We start from the raw sequence: 25,806 nt of genomic DNA on the forward strand, positions 1-25,806 counted from the left end.
CAAAAAGAACTTAGCAAGTTGTAATACACATTTAATAATAAAACCACTTTTTTTAAAAGTGGTTTTTATTTTTATTAATAGTGCTCCTGCTAAAATTGGTTATTTTTGACCCCTATTCTTTCAAAAAAAAATTCATGCAACATTTAAAAAACGATTCAAAAAATAAATCTAAGCAAAAAGTAACCATGGCTCAGGCTTTTAAAACTATTATCTGGCCACGGAAAAATTTGGTATTTATTGGTCTAATTTTAATTATTATTAGAAGTTTGGCAGGTTTAATATTGCCATGGCAAAGTAAAGTATTGTTAGACGAGGTCGTGCCAAATAAAGATCATACTCAGTTATATTATTTAATAGGCATAGTCATAGCCGCGATTTCTGTACAGGCAGTTTCATCATTTTTATTAACCCGTATATTAAGTGTACAAGCACAATTTTTAATAAGTGAATTGAGAGCTAAAGTGCAAAAAAAAGTACTGTCTTTGCCCATTAGCTTTTTTGATAATACTAAATCGGGAGCCTTGGTCTCTCGTATTATGAGTGATGTAGAAGGCGTAAGAAACTTGATAGGAACTGGCTTGGTACAATTAGTAGGTGGTTCATTTACAGCGATTGTTTCTTTAATAATTTTGATAAAGCTAAATCCATGGATGACGCTTTTTGTATTTGTGCCGCTTTCAATATTTGGGTATATCGCGTTAAGAGCGTTTAAATATATTCGGCCTATTTTTAGAAATAGAGGAAAAATCAATGCCGAAGTTAAGGGACGACTTACCGAAACATTGGCAGGAGTAAGGGTTATAAAAGCTTTTAATGCAGAAGCGCAAGAGAGTGCCGTGTTTGAAGCAGGCGTTGAAAAGTTATTTCAAAACGTTAAAAAAAGCTTGACAGCTACAGCATTTATGACCAGTTCCTCAACTTTTTTGATTGGAATAGCGACCACGGGTATTATGGGAATTGGTGGCTATTATATGATGCAAAGTGAAATGACTACGGGAGACTTTTTATTCTTTACTTTGATACTTGGTTTTATGATAGCTCCCATTGTTCAAATGAGTAATATAGGAAGCCAATTAACTGAAGCATTAGCAGGTTTAGACCGAACCGAAGAGTTAATGAATATGACTGCTGAGGAAGATAATGAAGAGCGAATCATAAATTTAGAAAGCATTAAAGGGGAGATAACATTTAACGATGTATCGTTTGCTTATGAAACAGGTAAAAATGTCTTGCACAATATAAGTTTTAAAGCACCAGCAGGATCTGTGACTGCTCTAGTAGGAAGTTCAGGTTCGGGTAAATCTACCATTGCTGGGTTGTCAGCAACGTTTTTGAATCCTAAATCTGGTATCATTACCATTGACAATAAGGATTTATCAAAAGTGAATTTAAGTAGTTATAGAAAGTATTTAGGTGTTGTTTTACAAGATGAGTTTTTATTTGAAGGAACTATAAGGGAAAATATTATGTTTCCCAGACCTGATGCTTCAGAAGAAGACTTACAAAATGCTGTTAAAGCAGCCTATGTAAACGAATTTACAGATCGTTTTGATGATGGTTTAGATACGTTAATAGGTGAACGAGGCGTTAAATTATCAGGTGGACAACGTCAACGTTTAGCTATTGCAAGAGCTATTTTAGCAAATCCTAAAATTATTATTTTAGATGAGGCAACTTCCAATTTAGATACTCAAAGTGAATCTTTAATTCAAAAAAGTTTAACTCAATTAATAAAAGATAGAACCACCATAGTCATTGCACATAGGTTGAGCACTATTAGAAAAGCAGACCAGATTTTAGTGATTGAAGCGGGAAAAATTGTTGAACAAGGAAATCATGATCAATTAATAGCAAAAGAAGGACGTTATTATGATTTATATACCTATCAAGCAAAAATATAAGTTATGGTTATACAAGATATGCAAACAGTAGAGTATGCAACCTTTTACAGTGGTTATATAAATAAAATACTGAAAAATACAGTTTTAATTGAAGGGTTTGAAACGGGTTTTAATACGGTGTCATCATTTTTTAGAGCAATTTCCAACGATAAATTAAATTATAAATATGCTCCTGATAAATGGACTATTAAAGAAGTCTTTCAGCATATAATAGATACCGAACGTGTTTTTATGTATCGTTGTTTTAGAATCGCAAGACATGACCATACGCCTTTGGCAGGTTTTGAGCAAAATGACTATATACAACCATCAAACGCAAATCAAAAAACTATAGAACAATTACTTGAAGAATATCATATAACAAGACAGAGTTTTATAGTATTACTAAAAAGTTTAACAGAAATTGATTTAAAACAAATGGGCAATGCCAGTGGTAATGATATGTCTGCCAGAGCAGCAGCTTTTATTGTGTTAGGCCATGAGTTGTGGCATTTGGATATTATAAAAGAGCGTTACCTTTAAATTTAAGCAGTTTGAAGAGGTGTGTTTCTCTTTAATACCATAAATACTATTAAAGACAATATCCCAAAAACAGAAAACCCAATAAATAACGGTAAAACAGAAGTCTTAACAAAATTACCAATGTAATTAGCAATAGGAACTGCTAAAACAGTTGATACAAAACCATTAATCGCTGCACCAATTCCTGCAATATGTCCTAAAGGCTCCATGGCTAAGGCTCTTAAATTCCCAAATAAAAACCCAATGGCAAAAAACTGTAAAGCAAAAAAACCGACTAACACGTATATGCTAGGGTTGTTGCCAGACCAAAACAAAAACACATATAATAATGATATTGCTACATAGGCAATAGCAGAAACAAATGCCATTTGCATCATACCATATTTAACTACTAAAACACTGTTTAAATAGGTCGCTAACCCAATGGAAATTGCTAAACTGGCAAAAATGTAGGGAAACATATCTGCTAAGTCATATTGATTTTCAAAGATTTGTTGAGACGTACTTAAATATACCATAAATGAGCCTGTGATAAATCCAGAAATAATGGTAAATCCAATAGCATCCTTATATTTTATAAACTCTTTGAGTCCGTCAATAAAAAGGTGCGATGAAAATTTTATTCGTTTTTCTTTGGGTAAGGTTTCAGGTTGTCGTTTCCAAAACCAAAAGATAATTATAGAACAATATATTAAGTTAAAATAGAAAATAGATTCCCAATTATAAAAATGAAGTAAAAACTGTCCTAATGTTGGTGCAATTACGGGCACTAAAATAAACACCATAACAACAATAGATAATATTTTAGCCATGTAATCTCCACTATAAGAATCTCTTACGATAGCAATACTCATAGTTCTCGGAGAGGACAGCCCGACACCTTGCAAAATTCTACCAAAAAGCATCATCTCAAAACTTTTGGTAGTAACACAGATAATACTGGCAATAAAAAATACAGCAAACCCTATGAAAACAATACGTTTTCTTCCAAAGCTGTCCGACAACGGACCGAAAAAAAGCTGCCCACATCCAATTCCTAAAAATATCATAGTTATTAGAAGCTGATTGTTAACCTCTTTGGTAACACCGAGAGAATGTCCTATATTAGGTAAGGCAGGTAATAATGCATCAATAGTTAACGCCACAATAGCCATTAAAGAGGCCATTAAAGCTATAAATTCATATTCAAAAGTGTTTTTAGTTTGCATGGCGCAAAAGTAATGGTTTCAATATTTTTAATACTAATTAAGTCTTATTAATTATTAAATTTGTCAACAGCAATTAATCCATTTATTCTAAGATGAATATAGAGCCACTTTTAAAATACATGAGCAATTTTATTACGTTATCGAAAGATGAAGAAGATATTCTTTCGTCTAAATTGTTGTATAGAAAGTATTTAAAAGGACAATATATTGTACAACATGGTGATGTTTGTAAATACACAGGTTTTGTGGTTTCGGGTTGCACAAAAACATTTTTTATGGATTCAGACGGACAGGAGCATATTGTTATGTTTTCTATAGAAGATTGGTGGACCTCAGACATAGGGAGTTTTATAACCCAAACGCCAGCAGATTTTAATGTGCAATGTTTAGAAAACACAGAACTCATTATGTTTTCTCAAGAAATTATTGAAGATTTATATATTAGAATACCAAAACTAGAACGCTTCTTCAGGCAAATCGTTGAAAAGGGATTAGTTGCGTCACAGAAACGAATTGTGAGAAGTTTTAGTCTTTCTGCAAAGGAACAGTATCTGTATTTTAGAAATGAATATCCAAAAATTGAACAACGTATTCCACAGTATATGATAGCTTCTTACCTCGGTATTACTAAAGAATTTCTCAGCAAAATAAAGAGCCAACTCATCTTGGAACAGTAAATGTTAAACTAGATTAACATCATTTAATAAACTACGTTATTTTTCTCATTAGACTTATTCGAGATCTTTGTATCATAATATTAAGTACTGGTATTTTGAAAACATTGATTGAAAAAATAAGCACTATTAATGATATGATTCTTCAAGGAAATTCCTTAGAGGCTTTCGAAGCGTTTTATCATGATGATGTTGTAATTCAAGAAAATGATAATCCAGAATGTATTGGGAAAGAAATTAATAGAAAAAGAAAACAAGATTTTTTCGCTGCCATAACTGAGTTCAGATGTGCTAAACCATTAAACCTTGCTGTTGGAGAACAAACCACAATGGTTGAATGGCATTTTGATTATACACATAAAGAGTTAGGAGTTAAAAACTTTACTCAGGTAGCAGTTCAGAATTGGAAAGACGGAAAAATTATTAAGGAAAAATTGTATTACGAATCTTAAATCATTTAAAAAAAGAAAAATTATGAAAAATTTATTTAAAACAGCATCAGTTATTGTTGCATTTGCAGCATTCTCTTTTACAACTGTTGAAAAAGAGATAAAGGAAGTAAAAACAGAAGAAAGTAAAGTTGTTTGGAAAGGGTATAAAGTTACAGGCTCTCACGAAGGTCATATTGGTATTGAATCGGGTTCATTAGAATTTAGTGAGGATAAATTAGTTGGAGGTAATTTTGTAATAGATATGACATCTTTAGTGTGTACAGATTTAGAAGGTGAATACAAAGGAAAATTAGAAGGTCATTTAAAATCTGATGATTTCTTTGGAGTTGCAACTCATCCTACTGCGTCATTAGTGTTTACAGATGTGAAAGCTTCAGGTAAAAATTCATATGATGTTACTGGAGATTTAACGATTAAAGGGATAACAAACCCAGTGTCTTTTAAAATTTCAATTTACGGTAGTAAAGCCACTGCTTCTTTAAAAATTGATAGAACAAAATATGATGTAAGATATGGTTCTACCAGTTTCTTTGATAATTTAAAAGATAAAGCTATTTATGACGAATTTGATTTAGTATCAGATTTGGTCTTTTAATTTGAGTAACTAATTAATAGTATTTAAAAGCGTTCCTAACAGAACGCTTTTTTTGTTTTCTAAGTTTTAAGTGCCATTTTTAAAAGACTATCTTTGTTCTCTATATAAAAAACTATGCCTTTTAAAAAATTAATAGAGCCACTTAAAAATGCTTTAACACAAAATGCGATTACGAAGCCAAAACCACTTCAAAAAGCAATTCTTTCTAAAATAAAGGGCGGTCATAGTTTATTTGTAATAGCACCAAACGATTCAGGAAAAACCACAAGTATAGTAATAAGTATCATTAATAAATTAAAAAATGCGTTTGAAGATGCGCCGCGAGCTTTGATTTTTGTAAAAGATAAGCAAGCTGCATTAGACTTAGCAGATCTCTTCAATACATATAAAAAAGGAACTGATTTGCGGGTTTATTGTGCTTATGATGAACATAATATTGAACTGCAACGCGAAGAAATTTACTTAGGAACCGATATTGTTATTGCAACCCCAAAGCGTTTAAATAAAATATTTTATTTAAACGGTATTAACCTAAATAAGCTTCAAATGTTTGTTATTGAAGACGCAGAATTTCTATTTAGGAACAATAATTTTGCTGATGTTTCAAGAACTCCCGAAAGCATAGAAAGATGTCAATATCTTATTTTCTCTAATAAATTTGATACTCGTTTTGAACGTTGGCAAGATTCATTTATGAGTAATGCTCAAATAATTGATATAACATAGCAAATTATGCTAATTTATATTTGATTAAAATTACAAAGGAATATTTCCATGTTTTCTATCGCGTTTTTCAATAATTTTATCTTCTAGCATAGAGAAGGCTTTTATAAGTTTTCTTCTCGTATCTTTTGGTAAGATAACTTCGTCAATAAAACCTCGTCTGGCAGCAGTATATGGATTAGCAAAGGTATCAGCATATTCAGATTCTCTTTCAGCTAATTTTTCATCTGGATTTTCAGCAGAAGCAATTTCTTTTCTAAAAATAATTTCACTAGCGCCTTTAGCTCCCATTACAGCAATTTCTGCACTTGGCCAAGCAAAATTCAAATCAGCTCCAATGTGTTTAGAATTCATCACATCGTAAGCACCACCATAGGCTTTACGCGTAATAACAGTAACTCTTGGTACTGTAGCTTCACTTAGCGCATACAATAATTTAGCACCATGAACGATAATGCCATTCCATTCTTGATCAGTTCCAGGTAAAAAACCAGGAACATCAACCAATACTAATAACGGAATATTAAAGCTGTCACAAAAACGTGTAAAACGAGCTGCCTTTTTGGAACTATTTACATCTAAAACACCTGCTAAAAACATGGGTTGATTGGCTATAATACCCACACTTCGTCCTGCAATTCTGCTAAAACCAACAATAATATTTTCGGCATAATCTTTATGAATTTCATAGAAAGAATCTTCATCAATAATACCTTTTATAACCTCATGCATATCATAAGGTTTATTAACATTATCGGGTAAAATATTTGATAAAACCTCTCTTATTTCATCATTCAGTTTATACGGTAAATTCTCCGTTGTTTTTTTATTGTTTTGAGGAATATAACTTAATAGGGTTTTAAGGTCTTCTAAACATTCAATATCATTGGCAGAGGTTTTATGAGCAACACCGGATTTTGTGGCATGTGTTGTTGCACCTCCAAGTTCTTCTGAAGTAACATTTTCGTTAGTTACTGTTTTAACAACATTGGGACCCGTTACAAACATATAACTACTTTGCTCTACCATTAACGTAAAATCGGTCATAGCAGGTGAATACACGGCACCTCCAGCACATGGCCCCATAATAGCAGATATTTGCGGGATAATACCAGAAGACTGAACATTTTTATAGAAAATCTCTGCATACCCGCCTAATGAACGAACACCTTCTTGAATACGTGCTCCACCAGAATCATTTAATCCAATAATAGGCGCTCCAACTTTAAGTGCTAAATCCATGATTTTACAAATTTTCTCTGCATGAGTTTCCGAAAGAGAACCGCCAAAAACTGTAAAATCTTGTGCATATATATAGACTAATCTTGTATTGATGGTGCCATATCCAGTAACAACACCATCCCCAAAATAAATCTCATCTTGCATGCCGAATTCTGTCGTTCTATGCGTTACTAAAATGCCGATTTCTTCAAAAGACCCTTCATCTAATAAATAAGCAATGCGTTCTCTGGCAGTTAGTTTTTTCTTAGCATGTTGTTTTTCAATACGTTCTTGTCCACCACCCAAATGTGCTTGAGCAATGTAATCATTCAACATATTAATTTTGTCTTCTTTTGACTTCATTTAATGGTGTATTAATAGGTTCTAAGGACTCCTTATCTGATATATAAACTTATGAATTTGGTAAACGAACTAATTTCTGGTCTTCCAAATACTTTTTTAAAGCGATTAAAGCAGCTATTTTCTCTTCTACTTTTAAATGCTCTTTTGTTGCTTCTAGCTCATAGTGTTTTTTCACAAAGTTGGTATCAAAATTACCCGAGCGAAAGGCTTCATGTTCAAAAACATATGTGCCAAAGGGTAGCGTTGTTTTAACACCTTGAACATCATAGTCACTTATGGCTTTAAGCATTAATTGAATAGCTTCCTCACGTGATTTGCCATAGGTGATAAGTTTAGAAAGCATCGGGTCGTAATAAATAGGAATATCCATACCTTCTTCATAACCATTATCAACCCTAATGCCTTTACCAACAGGCAGTTTATAAGTGTCAAGATGACCAACACTTGGTAAAAAATCATTTAAAGGATCTTCAGCATATACTCGCAGTTCTAAAGCATGACCATGAATTTTTAAATCGTCTTGTTTCATAGGCAAGGCTTCACCACGAGCAACTCGTATTTGTAGTTCAACTAAATCGACACCTGAAATAATTTCTGAAACGGGATGTTCAACTTGAAGTCTGGTATTCATTTCTAAAAAATAGTAGTTGCGATCGGCATCTAATAAAAACTCAACCGTTCCAGCGCCTAAATAATCACATGATTTTGCTACCAAAACAGCAGCTTCTCCCATTTTATGTCTTAGCTCTGGTGTTAAGATTGATGATGGCGCTTCTTCAACTACTTTTTGATGCCGTCTTTGAATACTGCATTCGCGTTCAAAAAAATGCAATATATTACCATAGCTATCAGCCATAATTTGAATTTCAATATGCCTTGGCGAGGTTACATATTTTTCAATGAATACGGAACCGTCTCCAAAAGCAGATGTTGCTTCACTAATAGCACGATTCATTTGTGACTCCAACTCGTTTTCTTTTTCAACAATCCGCATGCCTTTTCCACCGCCACCGGCTGATGCTTTTATTAAAATAGGAAAGCCTATTTCTTTGGCTATTTCTTTGGCTTTTGAAATATCTGTTATAGCTTCGTCTATACCCGGTACCATAGGAATATTGTAATGTTTTACGGCTTCTTTAGCAGCCAGTTTACTACCCATAATTTTGATAGCTTTTGATCGAGGACCGATAAATACGATATTGTTTTGTTCGCATAATTCCGCAAACTCGGCATTCTCACTTAAAAAACCATAGCCTGGATGAATAGCATCTGCATGCAATTGTTTTGCTACCTCAATAATTTTATCACCTCTTAAATACGATTGAGTAGATGGTGGTTCGCCAATACAAACGGCTTCATCTGCAAATTTAACATGAGGTGCGTGTCTATCCGCAGTTGAAAAAACTGCAACAGTTTTAATACCCATTTTTTCAGCCGTTTTCATAACTCTAATGGCTATCTCTCCACGATTTGCAACTAATATTTTTTTCATACTATTCAAATTCTATTAGTAAGGTGTTTTTTTCTACAGCATCTCCTTTTTTAACGGAGATGGATTTAATAATACCTTGCCTAGGAGACGTTAAAACATTTTCCATTTTCATAGCTTCTAAAATAAGTAGCGCATCATTTTCATTGACTGTTTGACCTACCGATACATTAATATCTAATATAAGTCCTGGCATTGGCGCTTTTATTAAACTAATATGTTTTGTTGAATTTAAAGTAAATCCCATGTCTTTAATTAATAGATCTAAAGGATTGGAAATACTGATACTATATAAATTATTGTTTATTTTGACGCTATATAGCTTTTCATTGAAATCCGAGTGTATAATTTCTGCTTGATGCGATTTGTTTTGATGAAGAATATGATACGTGTTTTCTAAATTTGAAATAATGTCTAACGTCTCAAGGTCTTTTGCTGTAAGGTCAAAATCTATTTCTGAGTTAACTGTGGCTTTAAAATGCATAGAAATAAAAGTTTAGTTTGATATAAATATAAAGATTAAAACACAACTAACATAGTATAATTATAAATCTATAACTATCAATATCTTAACTCAAGAAGGATATTGTGTTTTGTGGTTTAAGCCGTTAAGAAATTTTAAAATTACTTTGTTCCTGATGCCTTTTAATAGCTTTACGAGATACTATAATGCCAATTGCTAAGGATATAAATGCACCAATTCCAATACCCGGAACAAAATCAATAAACAAGAAAAAATCATAGGCTCCGTGGAATAGGATTGCTAAAAGTAAACCAGTAAGATTTAATAAAATTCTGTTGTTTGAAAATTTAGCTTTCCCCATATAATAGCCCATGAGTAAAGCAAATGAGTAGAATAAATTTGTGGGTGTATTGTTAAAAACTTGTTGAATATGTTTAAAAGAAAACCCTTACATATGTATTTTCTTATATTATCTTTAGGGCTAAATAAATAGAACCATATGAAAAATATGAATTTTAAAAATTATCCTTATTCGTATTTAAATAATATTCAATCAACTTTTGGAATAATTAGGAGTCAAGTTAATTTGAATAGCGATTTAGTTAGAATAACTTTTGATGATGATTTATGCATAGTGGTTGAAGATATTGATTATAATTCTTCATTTAAATACGCAATTCAAAATCCAGTTTTGAAAGAAGGGAAAGTATATTATGATATAACACATACCCCTAAAAATTCAAATGTAATTTCAGAAAACAAATTTACGACTGAATCAACTGGTACTAGAATAAAAGATAATATTAAAGCTTGGATACATCTTGTATCAATCTACCAAAATATAAATATTCACCCATATAATAATGTTCTTAAACATTATCAAAATGAAATATTCAATAGTTTTAAATTCATAGAAGACGATAATGATGATAAACCACTAGAATATAATCAACAAGTAAAAATCACAAATTTCTTAAATGCAGTAGTTGTTGAATTAGAAGATAGTGATGAAGATAATGATGAAATCATCCAAGAAATTAAATACCTAAATAGTAATATTACCCAATTAACACAAAAACAAATTAAAAATGCTTTAAGTTGGTGTTTTGCAAAAATTAGATATAAAGGTATTGATATAATTAATAAAGTTACTAGGGTTGGTGTTGATTATGGTTTGACTTTGTTATTAGAAAAAGCCTTAGAAACGATAATTAAATAATTTTTTAAAAAACATTTAATTACTTCTTACTCAATAAACACTCACACATTATACAGCCCTAAAGCATTACAAACGTAGCATGCGCAGGTATCGCAGTAAATGCTCTTAATAATGCTGTTTGAATTCCGCCTTGAAAAACATAGGTGATATTTTCTATAGCTGCAAAACCCATGGATACCATGACAGCATAGATGATGCCATCAAAAGGCTCGTTGAAATCAGATTTTGGTTGGGCATAGTATCGAACAATAATGTATTTACTAAATTCTTCAGTTAGACCAACAACAAAAAAAGCTTTTATAAACTGCTGAAAAATACTGTACTTATCAGGCAGTGGTAAAATGATATTAAAAACAAAATATAATACGGTGGTAATGATGATACTTACAATAGCACCAAACAAAAAGTTATAAAACAATAAGCGTCTGGGTTCTTTCTCGTATTTATCTTTAAGATAGATGTAGACGATTATCGCCAGAACAGGAGCTAATGCAAAGATTAATAAATTCATATTTATAACCGATTACTCAACTACTTCTTTGATGCTTTTTAATACAAATTCGTAGTATGACTTGTTGCTGGCTACAAAGTGATTGTTGTCTCCTATGTTATTTATCAGTTCTTGAAATACGTCAAAAGAAACCAGTTTTAAATCTTCAACTTCTTCCTCTTGGGGTGATAGTTTGGAAAGCGGCACATTAAGCTCTGCAATATAAGTATGATGGAATTCATTATCTTTTATGCCTGACGGATAAGATTGAAAACATTTAAAAACTCCTATTTTTTGTAAATCATTTGGAGTAAGTGTTAACCCGATTTCTTCTTTAACTTCTCTTAAAGCACCATGAATTATTAATTCCCCAGCATCAACATGTCCAGCGACAGATACGTCCCAAAGCAACGGACAAATAGATTTTGAGGCAGAACGCTGTGCTAATAGGATATTACCATCTTTGGTGTACAACCAAACATGGGCTGTATTATGGTAATATCCTTTAGCATGAATTTCAGATTTTAAGGTTTTTCTGCCAGTAATTGTACCGTCTTCATTGACTATGTCAATATATTCATCAACCATAATTATAAATCAATATACTATTCATTAAAGCCAGAACGAACTACTATTTAAAATAGCTAAATGTTTCTCCGTCTTTAATATTTAACAAGGTTTCGTAAATTAATTTGATAACGTTTTCAACATCGTCTTTATGTACCATTTCAACGGTGGTGTGCATATAACGCAACGGTAACGAAATTAAAGCAGATGCGACACCTCCATTACTATAAGCAAATGCATCCGTATCTGTTCCTGTGGCACGCGATAACGCTGAGCGTTGAAACGGAATCTTGTTAGTCTCGGCCGTATCAGTAATAAGATCTCTTAATTTTTGTTGTACAGCAGGAGCATAGGCTACTACAGGACCTAAACCAATTTCTAAATGACCTTCTTTTTTCCTTTCAATCATTGGTGTAGTCGTATCATGCGTAACATCAGTTACTATAGCTACATTTGGTTTTATTCTATTGGTTATCATTTCGGCACCACGCAAACCAATTTCTTCTTGAACAGAATTGGTAATGTATAACCCAAAAGGCAATGTTTTCTTGTTTTCTTTAAGAAGACGCGCCACTTCAGCAATCATGAATCCTCCCATTCTGTTATCTAAGGCACGACATACAAATTTATCACCATTAAGAATATGAAATTCATCCGGATAGGTAATTACACAACCTACATGAACGCCCATTTTAAGAACTTCATCTTTGTCTTTAGCTCCTATATCAATAGTAATATTGTCAGGTTTTGGGGCTTCTTCTTTTGCTTTATCTCTGGTATGTATCGCTGGCCAACCAAAAACCCCTTTTACAATACCTTTTTTAGTATGAATGTTAACCACTTTACTCGGTGCAATTTGGTGGTCACTTCCGCCATTTCTAATGACATAAATCAATCCATTGTCTGAGATGTAATTTACGTACCAAGAAATTTCATCGGCATGCCCCTCAATAACTACTTTGTATTTCGCGTCAGGATTAATAATACCAACGGCTGTTCCGTAAGTGTCTGTAATAAATTCGTCTACATAAGGTTTTAAATAATCCATCCACAATTTTTGCCCTGTCCATTCATAGCCTGTAGGTGCTGCATTATTTAAATAGGCTTCTAAAAAATCCATTGATTTTTTATTTAATATCGATTTTTTTGACATACGTACTATTTTATTTAGTTCCCTGTTCTTTGGGATGTTTTATAAAAGATTTATGATGTAAAAATAAGAGGATTTATTCAGTTTTAATAATTGAACAAGGTTTAATGTAACAAAAATTACTATTTTCACACTAACTACTTAATTATTATTAATTAAAATAGTCATATCAAATTACTAACAAAAAATATTATCCTAAAATACAGATGCTTTTCATTAAGGAAGGCATCTTTTTGTTTTAGATAAATTAGCACCAATATATTTGAGTAAATCGATACCACATGACCTTTAAAAAATAAAATATCCTTATGAAACTCATCATTAAAGATTTAACAAAGACTTACAAAAATGGCGTTAAAGCTATTGACAATTTAAATTTAGAAATTGGAGCAGGAATGTTTGGATTGCTTGGTCCTAATGGCGCTGGTAAATCATCGTTGATGCGAACGATAGCGACGCTGCAAAGTCCGGATTCTGGTTCAATCACATTTGGTGATATTGATGTACTTGAAGATAAAATGGCTCTCCGTAAAATATTGGGGTATTTACCACAGTCATTTGGTGTATACCCTAAAATGTCGGCCGAAGCATTACTGGACTACTTTGCTACTTTAAAGGGGGTAAAATCAAAAGAAGACAGGTTAAAATTGGTTAAAGAGGTTTTAGAGATTACCAATTTATATGATGTTAGAAAGAAAGACGTAGCAGGATATTCTGGTGGTATGAAACAACGTTTTGGTATTGCACAATTACTGCTTAACAATCCAAAATTAATTATTGTTGATGAACCTACTGCAGGATTGGATCCGGCTGAGCGTCATCGGTTTTTAAATGTATTGCGAGAAGTTGGAACTAACTGTACGGTTATTTTTTCTACCCATATTGTTGATGATGTTAAAGAGTTGTGTAACGAAATGGCTATTTTAAATGGAGGACAAATTTTAAAACACACAACGCCTGCTTTGGCAACAGAAGAAATTAAAGGGCAAATCTGGACAAAGGTGATTGAACGTGACGAATTGGAAGCTATGGAAACGGCGTACAAAGTGTTGTCATCTAATTACAACCAAGATAATACTTTAAACATTCGTGTTCATGCTATGGAACAACCTGCAGCCGATTTTAAAGAGGCTTCTCCTCAGTTAGATGACGTGTATTTTATTGCTTTAAAAGAAGAACCTATTCTTGCTTAATTAAAGTCATTATTTACTAATCAAAACACACATACATGTTTTCTACAATATATATTCACGAATTAAAATACTGGTTTAAAAAACCTGCTTTTTACATTTACATGGCAATTTTTTTATTGCTGGCTTTGTTTTTTTCAGCGAGTGCTGCTGGAATTTTTGATTTTTTAACGGTTACAACAGGTTCTTCAAAAATAGTAAACTCACCAACAAGCGTTGTTGGTTTGTTTAATGGACTAACGACGTTTGTTTTCTTTTTATTTCCTTCCATTATCGGCGTTTCTATTTATAGAGATTATAAAACCGAAATGCACACTATTTTATATTCGTATCCATTTTCAAAAGCACATTATTTATTTGCTAAATTTTTGTCAGGTATTACCATAGTCACAATTATCGTTTTAGTGATAGGACTTGGAATATTTATAGGTTTTAGGTTACCAGGAACGAATCAAGATATTGTAGGTCCTTTTATTTTGATGTCGTATGTACAGGCTTATTTTGTATATATAATTCCTAATATTTTACTGTTTGGAGCTATTGTTTTTGCGGTGGTAACGTATACAAGAAATATAGCCGCTGGTTTTATAATCGTTGTATTATTGATGCTTATCCAAGGAGTTTTAGAGAATTTACTATCAGACCCAGAGAATCGCTTAATTTCAGCACTTCTTGATCCGTTTGGGTCACAAGCGGCAAATTATTATACAAGATATTGGACGGTAGCGGAGCAAAATGAGCTCATGTTACCTGTTAAAGGGGTTATTCTTTATAACCGACTCATATGGTTAGGAGTTGCTTCTGTTGTATTCGGATTGGTTTACAAATACTTTAGCTTTTCTCAAAATGCGTTGTCGTTTTCATGGAAAAAAATAAAAGGAGAGCGGTCTACAAAAAGTAATTTTGGAGGTATTACAAGAATTCAATTACCTAAGGTTGATTTTGATTTCTCCTTCATTCAAAATTTAAAAATCACTTGGAAACTGTCAAATATCGACTTTAAATACATTATAAAAAGCTGGCCGTTTATTAGTATTGTTTTAGTTGGTTTAATTTTTATACTCATATCTTCTACGGCATTAGGAGAGTTGTTTGGTACCAAAACCTATCCGGTTACCTGGCAAATGCTACTAATACCAGGGAATACGTTTTCTATATTCATTAATATTCTAACTTTTTTATATGCAGGAATGTTGGTTCACAGAGGAAAACTTGATAATATGAATCATTTAATCGATGTGACCCCAATTCCTAATTGGACCTTATTAGTTTCAAAGTTTGTCGCGTTATTAAAAATGCAAGTTGTCATGTTATTGGTTATAATGATAGGAGGTATGACAATTCAAATATATCATGGGTATTATAATTTTGAAATAGGTCATTATTTATATGAATTGTATGTATTAAATTTTATTGGCTTTGTTATTTGGGCCTTGTTATCTTTGGTTATTCAAATTATTATAGGCAATGTATATCTAGGATTGTTTGTGCTGTTAGTGATTTCTATTGGTATTCCTTTTTTATCATTGGCAGGTATTGAGCAGTCTATTTTTAAGTATAATCAAGCTCCTGGATTTCAATATTCAGATATGAATGGATATGGCTCAACGCTAACACCTTACGTGGTCCATAAATTATATTGGCTATTTAATGGGTTACTGTTTTTATGCATTTCAGCCTTGTTTTGGGTTCGAGGGTTGCCCCATTCATTTAAAGAACGACTAGCTATTGCAAACTCTCGTTTTAAAGGCTTTGTTTTGATAGCTTTTATGTTATGTTTTGCTGCTTTTATTGGTTTGGGTTCTTTAATATATTATGAAAACAATATTGTTAATACGCAAACGTCTTCAAAAGAAAAGGAAAAACAAGCTGTTACTTTTGAAAAAACCTATAAGAAGTATGAACATGCTATACAGCCAAGAATTGTATCTGTAAATTGTAATGTGAATATATTTCCAAAGCAACTCAATTTTGATGCAGATGGAACCTATGTTATGGTCAATAAATCTGATGTGGCTATTGATAGTTTGTTATTAAATTACAATGACTATCCGAGTACTTTTGAGTTTAGTAAGTCTAATGAATTAGTTTCCAAAGACAGTGTCTATAAATTTAATATTTACAGATTAAAAGAGGCATTACAACCAGGTGACTCTTTAACTTTGCGTTTTACAGTTCATAATAAAACCAATACATGGTTGAATAAAAATTCACCAGTTTTAGAAAACGGAACGTTTATAAATAATTTTCAAATGTTTCCATCCTTAGGATATAATACGGGTGGTGAGTTACAGGATAATGAAGTTAGGAAAAAGTATGGTTTACCCAAAAATGATTTAAAACCGGCTCCTACAGATTCAACAGCCTTAGGGAATACTTATATTTCAAAAGATTCTGATTGGATTGATTTTGAAGCGACCGTAAGTACATCTCCAGATCAGATTGCAATCGCTCCTGGTTATTTATTAGATGAATGGACGAAAGACAACAGGCACTATTTTCATTATAAAATGGATAGTAAAATTTTAAATTTTTATGCCTTTAATTCGGCTAGATATCAGGTTAAAAAAGACAAATGGCATGATGTTAATTTAGAGATTTATTATCACAAAGGACACGAGTATAATTTAGATAGAATGATGGCTGGTATGAAAGCGTCTTTAGATTATAACTCAAAAAACTTTAGTCCATATCAACATAAACAATTACGTATTGTTGAATTTCCAAGAACTGGTGGAAGTTTTGCGCAATCGTTTCCTAATACCATTCCGTATTCTGAGGGTGTAGGTTTTATAGCTGATGTAGATGATACAGATGAAGGCGGTGTCGATTATCCGTTTGCTATAACTGCACACGAAGTATCACATCAGTGGTGGGCACACCAAGTTATTGGAGCCGATGTATTGGGAGCCACGATGTTGTCTGAAAGTTTATCAGAGTATGTTTCCCTAAAAGTGTTAGAACATCAACAAGGAAAAACCAAGATGCGTAAATTTTTAAAGAAAGCATTAGACGACTATTTAACCCAACGTACCTTTGAAAGTAAACGGGAAAAGCCATTGATGTATAACGATGGACAAGGCTATATACGTTACCAAAAAGGCTCTCTTGTGTTTTATGCATTAAGTGATTATATAGGTGAAGACACCTTAAATAATGCCTTAAAAAAGTATGTCAAAAAAGTAAAATTTCAAGATCCACCATATACCACTTCCGTTGAAATGGTCAATTTTATTAAGCAAGCAACGCCAGATAGTTTACAGTATGTTATTCATGATATGTTTGAAACCATTACACTGTATTCAAACAGAATTGTTGATGTAAGCTCAAAAGAGTTAGACAATGGTAAATACCAAGTTGATATGGAATTTAATGTGAGCAAGTACAGAAATAATGAAAAAGGACGAAAATATTACGGTTTAAAAGAGGGTGATACCTTAAGTTATCAAACAGAGAACATGAAAAAACCAGAATTATCGGTTCCATTAGAAGATTATATTGATATTGGTATATTTGCCAAAGAGGTGGATTCTCTTGGCAAAAAGAAAGAAAAAGTGTTGTATTTAAAAAAGCATAAAATAACTAGTATTAATAATAAGCTCAGCATTATAGTAGATGAAAAGCCAACAGAAGTAGGGGTAGACCCTTATAATAAATTGATTGACACCAAGTCTGATGATAACAGACGAGAATTCTAGGATATCAATTAATTCTCAAAAAAATGCGCAAAAACTTGATTTTTTTTGCGCATTTTTTTTAATAGAAGCTAAAGTCTATCTTTTAAAAACTAAATACAATAATTATTAATTTTTAAGAGTTTAAAAGTCTCTAAATTGTTAATTTTGAATAATAAAAAAAGCTGTTTTTTGTATATATGAGTTATCTGCGTTATATCATTTTTTTATGTCCTTTTCTTGTTTTTTCACAAGAAAGAAATCCTGTTGTCAAAGATTCAACTGAGTATGACTATTATATTGTTGAAGGCGATTCTGTGCCAAGAGAGACTATCGATCTTAAAGAAGTATATCTGCTTAATAAGTTAAAGTTTGATAGTCGTGAGGATAGATTTAGATATTTAATTTTAAGACGGAAAACTATCAAAGTTTATCCGTATGCAAAAATGGCGGCAGACCGATTGGATTCCTTAAATGCGCGCTTAGAAAAATTAAAAACAAAGGGAGAAAAACGCCGCTATACCAAAATGATTCAAAAATATATAGAAGGCGAATTTTCAGAAAAACTTAAAAAATTCTCTCGAACAGAAGGACAAATATTAATTAAGCTTATTCATAGACAAACAGGTGAAACAACCTTTGATTTATTAAAAGAACTTAAAAGTGGCTGGACTGCATTTTGGTATAATACCACCGCGAGTATGTTTGATTTGTCATTGAAGGAGGGATTTGACCCGATGAATGTTAAGGAAGATTACTTAATAGAAGATATTTTACAGCGTAATTTTATGAGCGGTGTATTAGAACGCCAAGAACCTGCGGTAAAATATGATTTTTACGAATTGACAGATAAGTGGTTACATAATAAAGAACCAGATAAAAAGTAGGTATGAAAACCCAATCTCTTTTCGAAGAAAAATTAAATGCCCTAACACATGCTTTTGGAGCTATGTTAGGTATTGCTGCTCTGGTTTTGCTCATTGTTTTCAATACACATAAATCAGATTGGAGCCTTTTTAGTGTTATTGTTTATGGTCTTTCAATTATTATTTTGTTTTCTGCTTCAACATTATATCACTCGGTAAAGAGCGAAAAAAACAAACATTATTTTCGCATAATTGACCACATTAGTATTTATCTGTTAATAGCTGGTACATACACCCCTGTGTTGCTTATTACTTTAAGCCATAGTATGGGATGGACACTATTTTGGATTGTTTGGGGCATAGCAGCTTTCGGAGTTATTTTGAAACTTTTCTTTACAGGCAGGTTTGAGGCGTTTTCTACATCACTGTATTTGTTTATGGGTTGGTTAGTGATTTTCGACTTTGCAAACTTGTCAAACGCTTTGGGTAACGGTATTTTATGGTTGTTTGCAGGAGGAATGGCTTATACGGTAGGTATTGTTTTCTACGCAATACATCGTATTCCATATAATCATGTTATTTGGCACTTGTTTGTGTTAGCGGGTGCTATTTGTCACTTTTTTATGATTTTTTTATATGTTATTTAATTTATGATCAACTTTATATTAGCCACTACCAAACAGCACTTTAAGATTATAGAAACACTAGCAGATGCTATTTGGCGCGAACATTATATACCAATTATCGGCATAGAACAAGTAGAGTATATGCTTAAAAACTTTCAATCTGCTGAGGCGATGTATTCGCAACATAACGAGGGGTATCAGTATTTTTTAATTCATTTTAATGATGAGCCTATTGGTTATCTGTCTTTTATAAAACAAGATGATAGCTTATTTTTAAGCAAGATTTATGTATCAAAAGGCTATCGGGGCAAAAAAATAGGGAAAGCAGCTATGGATTTTGTTCAAAAGAGCGCTTTAGAGCAGACGTGTAAGTCTATAACCTTAGGTGTTAATAAGTATAATAGTAAATCGATTGCAGCTTATGAAGCTATGGACTTTAAAAGGGTAGGAGAAGCGATTACAGATATTGGTAATGGTTTTGTGATGGACGATTATAAAATGGAGAAGGTATTGGTGTAAATAAAATCATCGTTTAATTTTTAGTTTTTATTATTTATGTGATTACTTCGTCATTGCGAGAGAAACGAAGCAATCTGTCTATTTTTCGTTCTGCTTCATGAGATTACTTCGTCATTCGTGTCTCATTCCTCGTAATGACTAGTAGGTTAATCCTCTAAAATATCTTTATAGTCTTCAAAAAAGTTTTCAAAGAGCGCCATGTGTGTGTTAAAAAATTCCATAACATCTCGCCAGGTGTTTTTATTGTGTATTGATACTTTTTGTTCTAAGAGAACATAAATTCTAGAAATTTCTTTGTCATTGTCTAAAAAATATTCCTCATCAAATATAGCATTAGGCAGATAATCGCTTTTTAAAATTGATTGAAGAGATTGCAGTTTTTCCCAGTATTTAATGCGGTTTTCAAGGTCGTCTTCTAAATCTAAAGCAACTAAAGCTGTTTTCGTATCAAAATGGAATTTAAAGCTGAATCCTTTTATTTTAGTATCGTATAAAATCCATTTTCTGGGAAATGATTTCCCAAAACTAGTCCAAAATTCATGTCGTAATTGTCGTGATTCTTCTTTTGAAAACAAGGGATTCGTTATTTAATAATGTTTTAAAATACTAGAATGTGGTTATAAATTTATAAAATATAAGCGATGGCCACAGCAGCGATAATCGTGATTAGTTTAGTTAAGTTAAACTTATGGTTTTCATTACTTTCAAATAAAATAGTTGTAGAAATATGTAAAAAGATACCAATGACCACGGCAGAAATTTCGTGGTAATAGACCTGAATAAATTCAAAATACTCTGATAAAAGCACCCCAATTGGGGTCATTAAAGCAAATAAAATCAAGAAAAAAGCAATCTTGGTTTTGCTAAGTTCCGACGCCAAGAAAAACGTGGATAAAATAATGGATACGGGCAATTTATGCACAATAATGCCATAAATTAAATTATGATGCGCTTCAATAGGAATACCTTCTAAAACCGAGTGGATACTTAAACTCACAAACAATAACCAAGGAAATACGTTACTTTCTTTATTTAAATGCACATGTCCGTGTTCGGCACCTTTTGAGAAAAACTCCAAAATAATTTGAAGTAAAATTCCAACCATGATAAACAGTCCTATCGATTTATCGTTGTTTTGATATACCTCGGGTAAAAAGTTAAAGACCGTAATAGACAGTAAAAAAGCACCACTAAAAGCTAACAGGAGTTTTAAATTTTTACGCTGCGATGGTTTTAAAACCAACACAATTAAAAACCCTAAAATGACACTTATTACAGGAAGAATTAAATTTAACATACACTTCTATTTAAAAATCATAACTAAACGCTCAGACGTTTCTGGATTAAATTTATTCAATTTATAGTCGCCAAAAATATCAAGCAAGTGCACACCTGCTTTGTCGAACAACTGTTCAAAATCTTTCAGAGAAAACGCCTTCACACGCTCTTGAAACGTATAATTTTCTTCGTTATGTACAAATTCAATATCTTTTATAATATAACCGTCCAGAAGATATCGTTTTAAAAAAAAGGTAATGCCATCGACAATTTTCATTTCTTCTGGCACTAAATGTTCTATCACAAAATCCGAATTCATAAAATCAATTACTCCAAATCCAAAATCGTTTAATTCTTTTTTTATAGATTTAATAGTTTTCAGGTTGTCCTCTTCATTTTCAAAATACCCAAAACTGGTAAATAGGTTAAAAACAGCATCAAATTTTTGCTTGTAAGGTTTACACATGTCATGCACTTTAAAATGCAAGGTGTCATTTTCAAACTGTTTGGCAAATGTAATGCTGTTTTTAGATAAATCAGCACCAATTACATCATAGCCTAAGCTATTTAAATAGACCGAATGTCTACCTTTACCACAGGCTAAATCTAAAATACTACCGCCTTCAGGAATATTTAAATAATCGGTAAGCGTATCCATAAACGCCTGCGCTTCGCTATCGTCTCTATCTTTGTAAAGTATGTGATAAAATGGACTGTCAAACCATGAAGAAAACCACTTTTTACTTTCTTTAACCATTTGCTCTTTTAGGAGTTTCCACGTTACGTGTTGTTATACCTTTTATTTAAAAACTTTTGAACTGAACTTAAGGTACAAAACAAAAGAATGTTACTAAAATCCGCAACCTAATTTTTACTAAACATTACGATTGCGGCAAAATTAAGCTATTTTTGTAATCTATTTACGATTAATAATGGAGAATAATTTTACGATGGTAGCCAAAACATTATTTGGCTTTGAAGATTTATTAGCAAACGAACTTACACAACTAGGAGCACAAGATGTGAAAACAGGGGTTCGTAATGTGAGTTTTTCGGGTGATAAGGGCTTTATGTATAAAGCTAATTTAGGCTTGCGAACCGCTATTAAAATTTTAAAACCCATCGCGTCGTTTAGAGTATCTGGTGAGCAGGATTTATACAATAAAATCCATGATATGGCTTGGGAAGATTATTTAAAACCTTCCGGAACCTTGGCTATTGATGCGACTATTCATTCTAATTTATTTTCGCATTCACTGTACATTGCTCAGAAAACCAAAGATGCTATTGTAGATCGATTTAGAGAGAAAACGGGAGAACGCCCTGATGTGGATTTAAAATTTCCAGATTTAAAGGTGAATGTTCATATTGATAGAAAACAATGCACCATTTCTTTAGACTCGTCTGGAGATTCGTTGCATAAACGCGGGTATAAAATAGCCACGAATATAGCGCCTATTAACGAAGTTCTCGCAGCTGGATTGATTATGTTGTCTGGCTGGGACGGACAAACTGATTTTATGGACCCTATGTGTGGTAGTGGCACCATTCCTATTGAAGCCGCTATGATTGCCTGTAATATTCCACCTAATCTAATGCGAAAAGAATTTGCTTTTGAGCGTTGGCAGGATTGGGACGTCGAGTTGTTTGAAAAAATTGAAGAATCCTTATTGGGTAAAACGCGCGATTTCCATCATAAAATTGTGGGGTATGATAAAGCTCCAAGTGCCGTTGCCAAAGCCAAAGAGAACGTTAAAAACGCGCAATTAGATGATTTTATAGAGATTAAACACGAAGATTTTTTTAAAACCCAAAAAGGAGGCGACGAGAAATTACATATGGTGTTTAACCCACCGTATGGTGAGCGTTTAAATTTAGATATGGAAAGCTTTTACAAAAGTATTGGCGATACCTTGAAGCAAAACTACCCAGGTACCGACGCCTGGTTTATTACCAGTAATCTCGATGCTTTAAAGCATGTGGGTTTACGGCCTTCCAGAAAAATACAGCTATACAACGCTAAGCTTGAAGCACGTTTAGTGAAATACGTGATGTATGAAGGCAGCAAAAAAGGCAAGTATATGAAATAGCCGTCATTGCGAACGCAGTGAAGCAATTTGTTTAATAGAAAGATTACGTCGTCATTCGTTCCTCATTCCTTGTAATGACGTTTGGACAAACATTAATTTCCAGTTTTCAATTTCCATTATTATACTTGTTAAAGGGTTCTTATTATATTCATAACGCAATCTAAACTTTGATATACCATTTGAATTATTTGGAATAAAAATAGCATTGAGCTTAAATTCATTTTTGAAATCTAAAATATCGATATTATTTTCTTGTTTTTTAATAATATCTATGATTTTAGGGCTAAACTTTTCAATAATATCAACGTACTTTTCCTCAATTTCTTGAAATAAAACTTTTTGATTTTTATTTATTCCATCCTTTTCGGAATAAAAAAAAACATCTACAACAGATTTATTTGGCTCAAATATGATTTGACATTGATAATGACTTTGATGAGTACCTCTTTTTTGATTAAACCACATAAGTCCAAATTTTGGATCAGTAATTTTTTTCTTAAATAAGAAAGGTTTGTTTGGAAAAAATATTTTTTGGAATGTCATTCTTTGTGATTTATTTTTCAATTACGGTTAAAGGTTATATTTGTGATTTGAGCAGTTTTAAACCCGAAGAATTTTAATAAGTAGGCTAGAACCAAGCAATTATTTTTGCACACTATTGGCTGCGACTTCAATCATTTCTTTTAATAGTTCATAATTGTTTTCTTCAAGTAGATTTATATTACCAGAAGTCGCACTTTTTATTACAATATTAGTTTTGCGTAAAGTTTCGATCATAGGCATAATTTGAGAACTATAGTTATTAAAGAATCTAATTAAATCACCTTTACAACAAGGAATTTTATAACCACTTTGAGAACTTAAAATCAAAATTTTGTTCTCTCTTAGGTTACCTATGATTTCTTTGCTAAAAACTCTTTTATTGAAGTTAGCATCTCGAATTTTAATTCGGTCAATTATTTCGTCGGAGTAAATATATTCGTAAGGATCTATTTTGAATCGATATATCAAATAGTTTAAACAAATCAGTTGATTTTTTATTTCGATCTCTTGTCTTTCTTGATTAGCATTAACATACTCATTAATTCTAAAAAAAATAAAGTCAACCAATTCCTGATTATAACTCTCATCTTCATTTTCAACTTTACGGTATAATTTAGGCGGATTTTCTGGCCATTCTCTTAAATGTAAAATATGTCTATTTAGTATTCGAAGAATTTCAGAACTTCTTTGCTCTACTTTACCTGGCTCATAACATTTTGCAATACTTCCTGTAATAAAATCTGCAAGTTGAATTAATGGCTCAGATTTACTATCAGAAAATTGAAATTCTGGACCTCTAAATAATTCGGTTTGATTGTGGTTGTTTTCAACATAATTTATAAACCCATCCATAAATTGTTCAGAACCGTGATTATCTGCAACTAGTTTTAAGTAGGGGTAATAGTCATATAATTCATGATCTAATAATCCGTTTACGTATTTGAAAAAACTATTTCTAAATTTTAAACCACTGTCTTCAAATATTTTTCTTTTGTCTACAATTACGCTATAAATCCTAAAATCAAGAGTTGATATTTTTTTAAGAAAGTTTATTCTGTTATCAAAATCTCTAAATGATTTTGAATTTGATTTAACTTCAGGAGCTTGTGTAAAGTAACTAGATATCTTCTTAAATTCTTCACGAATTTGGACAACAGAATCTTCGTCAATTATTATTGCACTAACTATAAAGAAAGTTGTTACACCATCTTTTTCGAAGTGTATACTTTTATCACCAGATTCATCTATGTACCCTATTTTTTTACTCAAAATTTTCTTTAGGCTTGCAGGTAACTTATGTTAAGCGAAGTTAGAATTTTCTTACCATAAACACAATACGCATTTGTAAGTACTTTTCAACAGTTATTAACTATTGGTGTAAAATATTATATTAGTTTTTCAAGGGTATCGAAATACCAACGGCTATTGCTCCAGTAAACTGTTCAACAGTTGGTTGAAAGTAATAGGTAAAACCAAAATCGACATTATTATGTCTTCCTAATTCTACCCCAATAGAAAACGGAATATGATAAATAAGTCCGCTTTTATTGATATTTGTAAATGCCGTAAACGTGTCGAATTTCCCTATGGAAGCTCCTATTCCTATTTCAACATAGGGTGCAACCCAAGGAATTGGGGCTCTTACTCGTGCTTTACCACCAATTAAAAAGGCTTTTGCTTCGCTTTTTTCATTGGTTGGATTGTCATGAAGATCTTTTCCGTTAGAGTTGGTTAAAATTAATCCAGCGTAGGGTCTTAGTTCAACCCAAGAAGCAATGCCTAAAACATATTCTCCTTGCAGATAAAAGCCGCTGTCTGCAATATCATCAGCACTATAATAGGGCGCACTCATTCCAAAACCAATTTGTACGTTAATAGATTTTTCCTTTACAAATTGTGCTTTAGCTACATTAGAAAGCAATAGTATTACTACGAATAGAGTCAGGTTTTTTTTCATGATGTGTTTTAACTGTGAGGTGAAAA

At 32.2% G+C, this 25,806-nt stretch carries 27 protein-coding genes; 13 read left to right on the forward strand and 14 right to left on the reverse strand.

What is annotated here, in order from left to right; all coding sequences use genetic code 11:
• Positions 1-134: 134 nt before the first annotated feature.
• Both G5V56_RS03080 and G5V56_RS03085 read left to right on the forward strand, forming a co-directional pair.
• Positions 135-1,901: an ABC transporter ATP-binding protein gene (locus G5V56_RS03080; protein ID WP_166961227.1), complete on the forward strand. Its 1,767-nt coding sequence runs from the start codon at positions 135-137 to the stop codon at positions 1,899-1,901.
• 3 nt (positions 1,902-1,904) lie between these two features.
• On the forward strand, positions 1,905-2,423 hold the full coding sequence (locus G5V56_RS03085) for a DinB family protein (protein WP_166961230.1): 519 nt from the start codon (positions 1,905-1,907) through the stop codon (positions 2,421-2,423).
• 2 nt (positions 2,424-2,425) lie between these two features.
• Here the strand turns inward: G5V56_RS03085 and G5V56_RS03090 are convergent, their stop codons facing one another.
• Positions 2,426-3,631: a multidrug effflux MFS transporter gene (locus tag G5V56_RS03090; RefSeq protein WP_166961233.1), complete on the reverse strand. Its 1,206-nt coding sequence runs from the start codon at positions 3,629-3,631 to the stop codon at positions 2,426-2,428.
• A 119-nt stretch (positions 3,632-3,750) separates the two neighbouring features.
• On the opposite strand from G5V56_RS03090, the gene G5V56_RS03095 reads away from it, so the two are divergent.
• From G5V56_RS03095 to G5V56_RS03110, 4 genes are all read left to right on the forward strand, one after another.
• Complete coding sequence (locus G5V56_RS03095; RefSeq protein WP_240911203.1) at positions 3,751-4,308, forward strand: Crp/Fnr family transcriptional regulator; 558 nt, start codon at positions 3,751-3,753, stop codon at positions 4,306-4,308.
• A 95-nt stretch (positions 4,309-4,403) separates the two neighbouring features.
• Positions 4,404-4,757: a nuclear transport factor 2 family protein gene (locus G5V56_RS03100; protein ID WP_206285864.1), complete on the forward strand. Its 354-nt coding sequence runs from the start codon at positions 4,404-4,406 to the stop codon at positions 4,755-4,757.
• 22 nt (positions 4,758-4,779) lie between these two features.
• Entirely contained in the window at positions 4,780-5,352 is a 573-nt protein-coding gene (locus G5V56_RS03105) for a YceI family protein (protein ID WP_166961239.1), read from the forward strand.
• Between the two features lie 114 nt (positions 5,353-5,466).
• Complete coding sequence (locus tag G5V56_RS03110; protein WP_166961279.1) at positions 5,467-6,078, forward strand: DEAD/DEAH box helicase; 612 nt, start codon at positions 5,467-5,469, stop codon at positions 6,076-6,078.
• 30 nt (positions 6,079-6,108) lie between these two features.
• Here G5V56_RS03110 and G5V56_RS03115 read toward each other — a convergent pair whose 3' ends face one another.
• The 4 genes from G5V56_RS03115 to G5V56_RS03130 form a co-directional block, all read right to left on the reverse strand.
• Complete coding sequence (locus tag G5V56_RS03115) at positions 6,109-7,659, reverse strand: acyl-CoA carboxylase subunit beta (RefSeq protein ID WP_166961282.1); 1,551 nt, start codon at positions 7,657-7,659, stop codon at positions 6,109-6,111.
• 49 nt (positions 7,660-7,708) lie between these two features.
• Positions 7,709-9,151, reverse strand: coding sequence for an acetyl-CoA carboxylase biotin carboxylase subunit (accC, locus tag G5V56_RS03120; protein ID WP_166961285.1), 1,443 nt, complete (start codon positions 9,149-9,151; stop codon positions 7,709-7,711).
• A 1-nt stretch (position 9,152) separates the two neighbouring features.
• Positions 9,153-9,632, reverse strand: coding sequence for an acetyl-CoA carboxylase biotin carboxyl carrier protein subunit (locus G5V56_RS03125; RefSeq protein ID WP_166961288.1), 480 nt, complete (start codon positions 9,630-9,632; stop codon positions 9,153-9,155).
• A gap of 124 nt (positions 9,633-9,756) precedes the next feature.
• Positions 9,757-10,041 (reverse strand): PrsW family glutamic-type intramembrane protease, encoded by a 285-nt coding sequence (locus G5V56_RS03130; protein ID WP_317166394.1) that lies wholly within the window; start codon positions 10,039-10,041, stop codon positions 9,757-9,759.
• Positions 10,042-10,110: 69 nt separating this feature from the next.
• On the opposite strand from G5V56_RS03130, the gene G5V56_RS03135 reads away from it, so the two are divergent.
• Positions 10,111-10,830, forward strand: a complete 720-nt coding sequence (locus G5V56_RS03135; RefSeq protein WP_166961294.1) for a hypothetical protein — start codon at positions 10,111-10,113, stop codon at positions 10,828-10,830.
• A gap of 58 nt (positions 10,831-10,888) precedes the next feature.
• On the opposite strand, the gene G5V56_RS03140 is transcribed toward G5V56_RS03135, so the two are convergent.
• The 3 genes from G5V56_RS03140 to G5V56_RS03150 are packed head-to-tail and all read right to left on the reverse strand — an operon-like array spanning position 10,889 to position 13,040.
• On the reverse strand, positions 10,889-11,341 hold the full coding sequence (locus G5V56_RS03140; RefSeq protein WP_166961297.1) for a PrsW family intramembrane metalloprotease: 453 nt from the start codon (positions 11,339-11,341) through the stop codon (positions 10,889-10,891).
• Positions 11,342-11,353: 12 nt separating this feature from the next.
• Positions 11,354-11,908, reverse strand: coding sequence for an NUDIX hydrolase (locus tag G5V56_RS03145; protein WP_166961300.1), 555 nt, complete (start codon positions 11,906-11,908; stop codon positions 11,354-11,356).
• A gap of 43 nt (positions 11,909-11,951) precedes the next feature.
• Positions 11,952-13,040, reverse strand: coding sequence for a M42 family metallopeptidase (locus tag G5V56_RS03150; RefSeq protein WP_166961303.1), 1,089 nt, complete (start codon positions 13,038-13,040; stop codon positions 11,952-11,954).
• 305 nt (positions 13,041-13,345) lie between these two features.
• Between G5V56_RS03150 and G5V56_RS03155 the strand changes: the two genes are divergently transcribed.
• The 5 genes from G5V56_RS03155 (at position 13,346) to G5V56_RS03175 (ending at position 19,912) form a co-directional block, all read left to right on the forward strand.
• Entirely contained in the window at positions 13,346-14,230 is an 885-nt protein-coding gene (locus tag G5V56_RS03155; RefSeq protein WP_166961306.1) for an ABC transporter ATP-binding protein, read from the forward strand.
• 35 nt (positions 14,231-14,265) lie between these two features.
• Positions 14,266-17,925 carry an ABC transporter permease/M1 family aminopeptidase gene (locus G5V56_RS03160; RefSeq protein WP_166961309.1) on the forward strand — a complete coding sequence of 1,220 codons (3,660 nt, stop codon included), beginning with the start codon at positions 14,266-14,268 and terminating at the stop codon, positions 17,923-17,925.
• Between the two features lie 176 nt (positions 17,926-18,101).
• Positions 18,102-18,788, forward strand: a complete 687-nt coding sequence (locus G5V56_RS03165; protein WP_166961312.1) for a DUF4294 domain-containing protein — start codon at positions 18,102-18,104, stop codon at positions 18,786-18,788.
• 2 nt (positions 18,789-18,790) lie between these two features.
• The gene (gene trhA, locus G5V56_RS03170) at positions 18,791-19,414 is read left to right on the forward strand and encodes a PAQR family membrane homeostasis protein TrhA (protein ID WP_166961315.1); all 624 of its coding nucleotides are present in this window, start codon (positions 18,791-18,793) and stop codon (positions 19,412-19,414) included.
• Between the two features lie 3 nt (positions 19,415-19,417).
• A complete protein-coding gene (locus G5V56_RS03175; RefSeq protein WP_166961318.1) occupies positions 19,418-19,912 on the forward strand; it encodes a GNAT family N-acetyltransferase in 495 nt (164 codons plus the stop codon).
• 146 nt (positions 19,913-20,058) lie between these two features.
• On the opposite strand, the gene G5V56_RS03180 is transcribed toward G5V56_RS03175, so the two are convergent.
• From G5V56_RS03180 to G5V56_RS03190, 3 genes are read right to left on the reverse strand one after another with little or no spacing between them, the layout of a single operon-like run.
• A complete protein-coding gene (locus G5V56_RS03180) occupies positions 20,059-20,487 on the reverse strand; it encodes a DUF4268 domain-containing protein (RefSeq protein WP_166961321.1) in 429 nt (142 codons plus the stop codon).
• 50 nt (positions 20,488-20,537) lie between these two features.
• Complete coding sequence (locus G5V56_RS03185; RefSeq protein WP_166961324.1) at positions 20,538-21,209, reverse strand: ZIP family metal transporter; 672 nt, start codon at positions 21,207-21,209, stop codon at positions 20,538-20,540.
• 6 nt (positions 21,210-21,215) lie between these two features.
• Complete coding sequence (locus G5V56_RS03190; RefSeq protein WP_166961327.1) at positions 21,216-21,947, reverse strand: class I SAM-dependent methyltransferase; 732 nt, start codon at positions 21,945-21,947, stop codon at positions 21,216-21,218.
• 175 nt (positions 21,948-22,122) lie between these two features.
• Between G5V56_RS03190 and G5V56_RS03195 the strand changes: the two genes are divergently transcribed.
• Positions 22,123-23,280 (forward strand): THUMP domain-containing class I SAM-dependent RNA methyltransferase, encoded by a 1,158-nt coding sequence (locus G5V56_RS03195; protein ID WP_166961330.1) that lies wholly within the window; start codon positions 22,123-22,125, stop codon positions 23,278-23,280.
• Positions 23,281-23,331: 51 nt separating this feature from the next.
• Here G5V56_RS03195 and G5V56_RS03200 read toward each other — a convergent pair whose 3' ends face one another.
• From G5V56_RS03200 to G5V56_RS03210, 3 genes are all read right to left on the reverse strand, one after another.
• Complete coding sequence (locus G5V56_RS03200) at positions 23,332-23,823, reverse strand: hypothetical protein (protein ID WP_166961333.1); 492 nt, start codon at positions 23,821-23,823, stop codon at positions 23,332-23,334.
• A 99-nt stretch (positions 23,824-23,922) separates the two neighbouring features.
• Positions 23,923-25,092 carry a DUF3800 domain-containing protein gene (locus tag G5V56_RS03205; protein ID WP_166961336.1) on the reverse strand — a complete coding sequence of 390 codons (1,170 nt, stop codon included), beginning with the start codon at positions 25,090-25,092 and terminating at the stop codon, positions 23,923-23,925.
• A 121-nt stretch (positions 25,093-25,213) separates the two neighbouring features.
• Positions 25,214-25,780 (reverse strand): outer membrane beta-barrel protein, encoded by a 567-nt coding sequence (locus G5V56_RS03210; protein ID WP_166961344.1) that lies wholly within the window; start codon positions 25,778-25,780, stop codon positions 25,214-25,216.
• Between the last annotated feature and the right edge of the window lie 26 nt (positions 25,781-25,806).

The sequence above is a fragment of the Yeosuana marina genome, from assembly GCF_011762485.1.
Lineage (GTDB): Bacteria > Bacteroidota > Bacteroidia > Flavobacteriales > Flavobacteriaceae > Yeosuana > Yeosuana marina.

Coding starts and splice junctions, on each gene's coding strand:
- G5V56_RS03080 (WP_166961227.1), top strand. CDS start 135: ATGCAACATTTAAAAAACGATTCAAAAAATAAATCTAAGCAAAAAGTA.
- G5V56_RS03085 (WP_166961230.1), top strand. CDS start 1,905: ATGGTTATACAAGATATGCAAACAGTAGAGTATGCAACCTTTTACAGT.
- G5V56_RS03090 (WP_166961233.1), bottom strand. CDS start 3,631: ATGCAAACTAAAAACACTTTTGAATATGAATTTATAGCTTTAATGGCC.
- G5V56_RS03095 (WP_240911203.1), top strand. CDS start 3,751: ATGAGCAATTTTATTACGTTATCGAAAGATGAAGAAGATATTCTTTCG.
- G5V56_RS03105 (WP_166961239.1), top strand. CDS start 4,780: ATGAAAAATTTATTTAAAACAGCATCAGTTATTGTTGCATTTGCAGCA.
- G5V56_RS03110 (WP_166961279.1), top strand. CDS start 5,467: ATGCCTTTTAAAAAATTAATAGAGCCACTTAAAAATGCTTTAACACAA.
- G5V56_RS03115 (WP_166961282.1), bottom strand. CDS start 7,659: ATGAAGTCAAAAGAAGACAAAATTAATATGTTGAATGATTACATTGCT.
- accC (WP_166961285.1), bottom strand. CDS start 9,151: ATGAAAAAAATATTAGTTGCAAATCGTGGAGAGATAGCCATTAGAGTT.
- G5V56_RS03125 (WP_166961288.1), bottom strand. CDS start 9,632: ATGCATTTTAAAGCCACAGTTAACTCAGAAATAGATTTTGACCTTACA.
- G5V56_RS03135 (WP_166961294.1), top strand. CDS start 10,111: ATGAAAAATATGAATTTTAAAAATTATCCTTATTCGTATTTAAATAAT.
- G5V56_RS03140 (WP_166961297.1), bottom strand. CDS start 11,341: ATGAATTTATTAATCTTTGCATTAGCTCCTGTTCTGGCGATAATCGTC.
- G5V56_RS03145 (WP_166961300.1), bottom strand. CDS start 11,908: ATGGTTGATGAATATATTGACATAGTCAATGAAGACGGTACAATTACT.
- G5V56_RS03150 (WP_166961303.1), bottom strand. CDS start 13,040: ATGTCAAAAAAATCGATATTAAATAAAAAATCAATGGATTTTTTAGAA.
- G5V56_RS03155 (WP_166961306.1), top strand. CDS start 13,346: ATGAAACTCATCATTAAAGATTTAACAAAGACTTACAAAAATGGCGTT.
- G5V56_RS03160 (WP_166961309.1), top strand. CDS start 14,266: ATGTTTTCTACAATATATATTCACGAATTAAAATACTGGTTTAAAAAA.
- G5V56_RS03165 (WP_166961312.1), top strand. CDS start 18,102: ATGAGTTATCTGCGTTATATCATTTTTTTATGTCCTTTTCTTGTTTTT.
- trhA (WP_166961315.1), top strand. CDS start 18,791: ATGAAAACCCAATCTCTTTTCGAAGAAAAATTAAATGCCCTAACACAT.
- G5V56_RS03175 (WP_166961318.1), top strand. CDS start 19,418: ATGATCAACTTTATATTAGCCACTACCAAACAGCACTTTAAGATTATA.
- G5V56_RS03185 (WP_166961324.1), bottom strand. CDS start 21,209: ATGTTAAATTTAATTCTTCCTGTAATAAGTGTCATTTTAGGGTTTTTA.
- G5V56_RS03190 (WP_166961327.1), bottom strand. CDS start 21,947: ATGGTTAAAGAAAGTAAAAAGTGGTTTTCTTCATGGTTTGACAGTCCA.
- G5V56_RS03195 (WP_166961330.1), top strand. CDS start 22,123: ATGGAGAATAATTTTACGATGGTAGCCAAAACATTATTTGGCTTTGAA.
- G5V56_RS03200 (WP_166961333.1), bottom strand. CDS start 23,823: ATGACATTCCAAAAAATATTTTTTCCAAACAAACCTTTCTTATTTAAG.
- G5V56_RS03210 (WP_166961344.1), bottom strand. CDS start 25,780: ATGAAAAAAAACCTGACTCTATTCGTAGTAATACTATTGCTTTCTAAT.